Origin of the sequence: Microcoleus sp. N9_A1 (assembly GCF_036701795.1) — a bacterium.
In the GTDB taxonomy this organism is placed as follows: domain Bacteria; phylum Cyanobacteriota; class Cyanobacteriia; order Cyanobacteriales; family Microcoleaceae; genus Microcoleus.
The window spans coordinates 177,470-183,799 of the sequence record NZ_JAUBRI010000003.1; the positions used below are offsets into that span (position 1 = coordinate 177,470).

General features: G+C 42.7%; 8 protein-coding genes. 4 read left to right on the forward strand and 4 right to left on the reverse strand.

Annotation, left to right across the window (positions count from 1 at the left end; all coding sequences use genetic code 11):
- Nucleotides 1-57 precede the first annotated feature (57 nt).
- Nucleotides 58-1,446 carry an aminopeptidase P family protein gene (locus QUA58_RS02520; RefSeq protein ID WP_333392908.1) on the reverse strand — a complete coding sequence of 463 codons (1,389 nt, stop codon included), beginning with the start codon at nucleotides 1,444-1,446 and terminating at the stop codon, nucleotides 58-60.
- 396 nt (nucleotides 1,447-1,842) lie between these two features.
- Between QUA58_RS02520 and QUA58_RS02525 the strand changes: the two genes are divergently transcribed.
- Together QUA58_RS02525 and QUA58_RS02530 are read left to right on the forward strand one after the other, a co-directional pair.
- On the forward strand, nucleotides 1,843-2,286 hold the full coding sequence (locus tag QUA58_RS02525; RefSeq protein ID WP_333225969.1) for a DUF4332 domain-containing protein: 444 nt from the start codon (nucleotides 1,843-1,845) through the stop codon (nucleotides 2,284-2,286).
- 71 nt (nucleotides 2,287-2,357) lie between these two features.
- A complete protein-coding gene (locus QUA58_RS02530; RefSeq protein ID WP_333392909.1) occupies nucleotides 2,358-2,717 on the forward strand; it encodes a Spx/MgsR family RNA polymerase-binding regulatory protein in 360 nt (119 codons plus the stop codon).
- 2 nt (nucleotides 2,718-2,719) lie between these two features.
- Here the strand turns inward: QUA58_RS02530 and QUA58_RS02535 are convergent, their stop codons facing one another.
- The 3 genes from QUA58_RS02535 to QUA58_RS02545 form a co-directional block, all read right to left on the reverse strand.
- A complete protein-coding gene (locus QUA58_RS02535; RefSeq protein WP_333392910.1) occupies nucleotides 2,720-3,169 on the reverse strand; it encodes a GNAT family N-acetyltransferase in 450 nt (149 codons plus the stop codon).
- Complete coding sequence (locus tag QUA58_RS02540) at nucleotides 3,159-4,769, reverse strand: cyclic peptide export ABC transporter (RefSeq protein WP_333392911.1); 1,611 nt, start codon at nucleotides 4,767-4,769, stop codon at nucleotides 3,159-3,161. The genes QUA58_RS02535 and QUA58_RS02540 overlap by 11 nt, the downstream gene beginning before the upstream one ends.
- Nucleotides 4,770-4,989: 220 nt before the next feature.
- The gene (locus QUA58_RS02545; RefSeq protein ID WP_333392912.1) at nucleotides 4,990-5,496 is read right to left on the reverse strand and encodes a class I SAM-dependent methyltransferase; all 507 of its coding nucleotides are present in this window, start codon (nucleotides 5,494-5,496) and stop codon (nucleotides 4,990-4,992) included.
- A 268-nt stretch (nucleotides 5,497-5,764) separates the two neighbouring features.
- On the opposite strand from QUA58_RS02545, the gene QUA58_RS02550 reads away from it, so the two are divergent.
- The gene (locus QUA58_RS02550; protein ID WP_333392913.1) at nucleotides 5,765-5,983 is read left to right on the forward strand and encodes a hypothetical protein; all 219 of its coding nucleotides are present in this window, start codon (nucleotides 5,765-5,767) and stop codon (nucleotides 5,981-5,983) included.
- A gap of 18 nt (nucleotides 5,984-6,001) precedes the next feature.
- Nucleotides 6,002-6,330 (forward strand): transposase (locus QUA58_RS02555; RefSeq protein WP_333392914.1); only part of this gene is annotated, 329 nt, incomplete at its 3' end.

Genomic DNA, 6,330 nt, shown 5'->3' on the forward strand with positions numbered 1-6,330 from the left:
ATTTATTTATTTTCACCCCTGATGGAACTGCGTATGTGCGATCGAACTCGGCTCTACTTACGTATTTACCGCCACTAACTCCTCAATCTCCGGAGCTTTTGTTGGCAATTTCCCTGTCAATACTTCTCTACCCTCATTGATGACAAGTATATCATCTTCTATGCGTATGCCCCGCACGTCGGCGAATTTTTCCAACTCGTCCCACTTTACAATATCTTTATATTTGGCGCGATTTTCTGGGTTATTTAAGATTGCCGGAACTTGATAAAATCCGGGTTCGATCGATACCAGCATTCCCGATCGCAAAACTCGATTCAGCCGCAAAAATCCCAAGCCAAAGCGACTGCTTCTCGTTCTTCCTTCTTCATAGCCAGCCAAATCTCCTAAATCTTCCATATCGTGGACATCCAAACCGATTAAATGTCCGATACCGTGAACAAAAAACAGCGCATGAGCATCCATTTCTACCAAATCTTCAACATTGCCCCGCAAGATACCCAAATCCACCAATCCTTCCGTCATGATTCTAGCAGCTAACAGGTGAATGTCTTGGTATTCAACGCCCGGACTAATTTTCTCTATACAAGCATCGTGCGCCGCCAAAACCACATCATAAATCGCTCTTTGAGTCTGAGAAAACTTGCCAGAAACCGGCCAAGTGCGAGTCACATCAGCAGCCCATCCGGTTGATGTTTCCGCACCAACATCTGCTAACAGCAAATCTCCGGTTTGTAGGGGATTGTGATAATGTTCACTGTGCAGCACTTCTCCATGCACAGTAACGATACTAGGATAGGCATAGGTCATATTTTTGGAGATGATGACACTTTCCATTGCAGCGCGCACCCCTGCTTCAATTTGAGCATTTCCAGTTGCCGCCATTCCCGCTTTGTGAGCTTCTACGGTGACAGCCGCAGCTTGACGCAATTCGGCCAAACTAGCTGCGTCGTGGCTCAGGCGCAGAGATACGATCGCCTGAGTTAATTCTAGGTCGATTCCGGTTGGCGAGTTGGGCGGTGCCAGAGGGCGATCTAGAATTTGAGACTGTTGCAACTGAGTCCAAGAATCCTGAACGGCGATCGTTGCTGCATTTGTCGCTCGCGATTTCAATTCGGCCATTGGGAAAGCAGCATCAGCCCCAATTAGTTCGGCAATTTCTGCTCTTTTCGGCATTTCTCCGTGCCACAGCGTGCTGCTAGCAGGTGCCTCATCTAAGAACAATTCTAATTTGCCCGATTCTAAGCGAATGGCAGCATTTTCTAAGGGCAAACCAGCAAAATATAGAAAGTGACTACTGGCGCGAAAGGGATAAGTAAGTGCCGGATAATTGCGAGGAATGCTGCGCCCCGCCCATAAAATTACCGGAAAATTAATTAAACTAGCCAGTTTTTGCCGCCGTTGGTGTAGAGTATTAGTTAACAAATCATAACCTTGTGTAATTGTCATGGGTAAAAACCTATAATTTTGAGTTGGGTTTGCAGTCAGCCACAAGTTTTTGCATTCTCAGCATTAAAAAACTAAAATTCGGACTGCCAACTTGGCAGGCATTTTTGAGGAAATCCTCATCGGTCACTTCTTTTTTGCTAGCATTTATAAGCTGTCTTTTTTATAGTCTTTGTCGTCATCGCCGGGATGATTTGGTTAAGCAGTAAGCCTGATCCACAGGTAGGAAAAACAGGCTGAAAGTGCTACTCCGCAGGCAATTAGCAGAAATGTCACAACACCCGCAATTAGTCAAATTCCTTGGTCTGGTTTTTGTTGATTGGTAGACGTGAGCGATCGCCTCTATTGACTGTTTGATATTTTAGACTTTAAAGTATAAGTAAAATTCACTGAAAAAACATGAAAATTTCTCACAAAGCTCCTCAAACTTCAGCGCAAGTACGCGATTGGCCGATCGCACACTTACCGGGATTGAGCAAGGAAAACCAATCTCAACTGGAAGAGTGCAGCATCACCACAACCGGACAACTAATTCGCATGACGAAAACACCGGCGGCGAAAATGTTGCTAGCCCATCAATTACAGATTAACATTCAATATGTTAATAAATGGGTAGCGATGGCAAATTTGGCTCGAATTCCGAGTGTAGGCTGTCAGTATTGCGGGCTGTTACTTCACGCCGGCGTTGCTTCTCCGGCTCAATTGGCTCAAATGCCCGTGGAGAGATTACACCAACAAGTTTTAAGGCTGCACGTAGCGACAATGCAGCGCAATGACTTGACTCCTTCAGTCGATCGCGTGCAAAAATGGGTTCAACAAGCTAGATTAGTCAGTAGCCATTAGTCATTAGTTAGTTGTCAGTTGTTATTAGCCAACAGTCAACAGCCAACAGTCAACAGTCAACAATTATTATTATGTCAATTCAAGTTTACGGAATCCCCAACTGCGGAACCTGCAAAAAAGCTTTCCAGTGGCTCAAAGATAGCGATGTTAATTACGAGTTCATTAACACCAAAGAACAGCCGCAGACTCGCGAAACAATTCAAAGCTGGGTAGCTGCTTTGGGTTTTCAACCCATGCGAAATACTTCCGGTCAATCTTACCGCGCTTTGGGCGACGACAAGAAAAATTGGACGAGCGAACAGTGGGTGGAGGCTTTTGCTAAGGATGCGATGCTGCTGAAACGTCCTCTTTTCGTTAAAGATGGAACGGCTGTTTTAGTAGGTTTTAAAGAAGATGTAATTCGAGAAAAATTGGGGCTTTCAAGGGGATGAGTTCAGCCTGTTGTTCGCCGCAAAAACTTAAGTTCGCCCACATCATCTGTGAAACCCCAACGCTCGTAAAACGGCATCATGTTCGACAAACAATTAAGATAAAAATGCTCGACAGCTTGCAGTTCGGGATGAGTTAAAACTGCATCCATCAACTTCGCACCCAGTCCCATCTTTCTGTGTGTCGGCTTGATAATGACATCAAAAATCATGGCTCTGTAGACGAAATCGGTGATGACGCGGGTAATGCCAATTAGCCGTAGCTTGCGGGGCGGGACGCCATCGCTCTCATCGACAAAACCAATGATAACATCAGTCGCCGCCAGCATTTTCACAACATCCTCCCGCGTCCGCTTGTCGCTCCAAAACTCGTTTTTGTACAAATCCATCAAGTCGGAAACTTGGCTTTCGGTCAAAGTTTCTACAATTCGGTGCTTATCCATTTTATCGGTCATACTCTACTTTACCGTAATCTAGTTTAATTGCGCGATCGGCTAAATCAAAATAGCGGTCATCGTGACTAATCACAAACACCGTTTTCCCCCGCCGCTTCAACTCCGGTAGCAACTGCTTGTAAAAAATATCCCGGAAAAACGGATCTTGATCAGAAGCCCATTCATCAAACAAATAAATCGGCCTATCCTCCAAATACGCCGTCAGCAAAGCCAGCCGCTTTCGCTGTCCCTGAGACAAAGCCGTAGTTGACAAAACTCCATCTTTCACCTGAACTTTATTATCCAAATGAAACTCTCGCAGATATTCAGCCGCCTGCTTGTCCAAATCGTGATTAGTCAGGCCCAAAAGCCTTTCAAACAGATAGAAATCTGAAAAAATCGCAGAAAAATGCTGCCTGTACCACTCTCGATTTTCCTCAGTAACTGGCTGGCCATCTAGGAGAATTTCTCCCGATTCAGGAATGTACAAACCAGTGATTAACTTAGCCAAAGTAGACTTACCGCTGCCATTACCGCCAATTATAAACACCAATTGACCGGGATGAAACTTCAAATTAAGCTCGCCCAAACTAAAATTGCTGTCTTCTTTTTCTCCCGGATAGCTGTGAATTACTCGATTTAACTCCAGCGTCTCCCACTGAGCCGTGTCAGGCAGTTTAACCGTTGAAGTTATCTCAGCTTGACTCGCCAAAGCCAATCCCATTCTCTCTATCTTTTCCACAGAAGTATTAGCACGAAAAAGCGCCGGCAACCTTTGCAAAATATTGTTAAACGGAGACATCAAATAGGTACTTGTCAGAATGTAAGCTGACAAAACCGGAGTTGAAACAGGCACAAATTTGGGTAAAACAAATAACAACAAACCCATCAGCATAAAAAACAGCAACTGCCCAACTCCCATCGCAACTGCACCAGTATTCAAAGCAGTCACGTTATAATTGCGGGAAGCATCAGCACTCCCCTGCAATTCTTCCGTAAAAAACTCTTGGCGGCGCAAGGAATGCAGTTTTAGTTCCTTAATTCCATCAGTAATACTGCGAAAATGCTTAAACAACATATCTTGTTCTTCTCTAGCTAAATCGAAGAATTTCCGCATTTTATTGAGCAACAACTGCACCGTGCCAATCGTCAGCACCATAAAACAAAATACAACAACAAAAACTGTACCTGAAATCGTGCTTAAATAAGTTAAGCAGCCGATAACAACGGCGATATCAACACAGAGAAAAGGAATCAAAAATATAGTATTAGAAAGCGTTCCTACATCATCTGTGAGAGTTGCCAGCAAGCGGTTAGCGCCCAACTCTTCCAAATTCCGCAAAGGAGTAGACAAAATGCCACGGCTCAAACTCAGCCGCAGATTGTAAACAGCTTCTTGAGAAAGGTAGATTAACAAAAATTGCGATATGACTCCGGCGACGAGAGCCAAAACTGCTAATCCGGCAAAATACCAGACTAAATTATGATTTGAATTGTCGCTAATGGCGCGGTTGATTAGAGCAATTAACATAGCGCTGCAACCGCCGCTGATTAAGCCTGTGAGTATGGCGATAGAAACATTTAACCAAGAAGCTTTTAACAGTAACCGAATTACATTCATAGAAGTTTATTGAGGTTAATTTTTGACAGTAGTCAGAGCTCGATCGCACACTTACCTATTTTGCCAATTTTTTCCAGATTTAGGGGCAACCACGGGGGGATTGCCCATACAAAAAACGATATATGGACACTCTGCGTCCATGACTGTCTATTTGGCAAATTTTTTCCAAAAATGTCCTCATCTTCTCTACACATAGCGCGACAGATTAGGAACGAAAACTTTAAATCTTAATCCCGCTAGCGTAAATAAAATAGCTTTCTGTTACCTTAACTTCGGCTTTAAACCCGATTTTAGCTAATTTTTCTAAAAGCGAATCCGGCTGGTAGTAAACTTTAAAAACTTGAAATTCTCGACCGTCATTTAACTTGCGATTTTGGCAAATACTGGTTTCATCCTTCAGAATATGATTTGTGGCTGAAGATGTTTCTTCAAATAAAGAGTCAACGATAAATACTTGTCCCCCAAAGCGAACCGATCGGTAAACTTTTCCCAAAAACTCATCCACTAAAGTTGGGGGTACGTGAGAAAACCAAAAAGCAAAGAAAACTAGATCGTACTCCCGATCGGGTTCCCATGAAAATAAATCGATCTGTCGGTAAGTAACTTGAGAAGCATTTAGCTTTTGGCGGTTAATTTCGATAACTTCTGGCGCGGCATCAAAAGCATCGAGATCCCTGCCGGGGCGACAGGTCGCCTGAAAGTCATACAGTCCGGCAACTCTAGACAAATAGCATGAAAAAAGATAGGGTAAGAAAGCTTCTTACCCAAAAAACAATTAAATGATACCAGAATTATATCATGCCCATTTGTCAGAAAAGCTGACACGTTCTAATTACTTAGTGACAATTTTATTGATTCAAGTGGTGCAATCGATTAAAGAAGTCACATGAGAAACCATAGCGACAAAACTAGCAATACCTATTAATTTTGAAAGTAGAAGAAAAAAACTTCAGAGATTTTTATCAGAGAATGAATGGAGTATAGATAATATTTGGTTGCCACTGGTGATTGGTTGGATTAAAGGTAGTGTCAAAGAAAATAAGGTTATATATTTAGCAATAGATCGAACCAAATGGCAATCAAATAATATTTTGATGGTCAGCATGATTTGGCGAAAAAGAGCCATTCCTATTTATTGGAAAGCCCTTGAAAAACAAGGGAACAGCACATTGGAAAATCAACAATTTGTATTAACGCCAGTATTCGCCGCCTGATCAGATTATAAATTGCTCGTGTTAGGAGATCGTGAATTTTGTAGTGTTACCCTGGCAAATTGGCTCAGGGAGAAGAAAGTAGATTTCTGTTTACGACTAAAAAAGAATGTTTGCATTAAGACAGAATCGGAGTTATGGACTGAACTAAAAATGCTAGGATTAGAGCCAGGAAATAGCTTTTTCAATCAAGAAGTAACAATTAGAAAAACCGCACCCATTAAGGGGTTTAATCTAGCAGGTAAGTGGCTGGGCAAATATCGAAATATTACTACAGAAGAACCTTGGTATATTCTGACCAGCTTGGCAGATATACAAGCAGCAGTTGATGCCTATGCAAAAAGATTTGG

What these genes read in the sequence shown, in the direction of transcription:
- QUA58_RS02520 (WP_333392908.1), bottom strand. Translation starts at nt 1,446, where the DNA reads ATGACAATTACACAAGGTTATGATTTGTTAACTAATACTCTACACCAA.
- QUA58_RS02525 (WP_333225969.1), top strand. Translation starts at nt 1,843, where the DNA reads ATGAAAATTTCTCACAAAGCTCCTCAAACTTCAGCGCAAGTACGCGAT.
- QUA58_RS02530 (WP_333392909.1), top strand. Translation starts at nt 2,358, where the DNA reads ATGTCAATTCAAGTTTACGGAATCCCCAACTGCGGAACCTGCAAAAAA.
- QUA58_RS02535 (WP_333392910.1), bottom strand. Translation starts at nt 3,169, where the DNA reads ATGACCGATAAAATGGATAAGCACCGAATTGTAGAAACTTTGACCGAA.
- QUA58_RS02540 (WP_333392911.1), bottom strand. Translation starts at nt 4,769, where the DNA reads ATGAATGTAATTCGGTTACTGTTAAAAGCTTCTTGGTTAAATGTTTCT.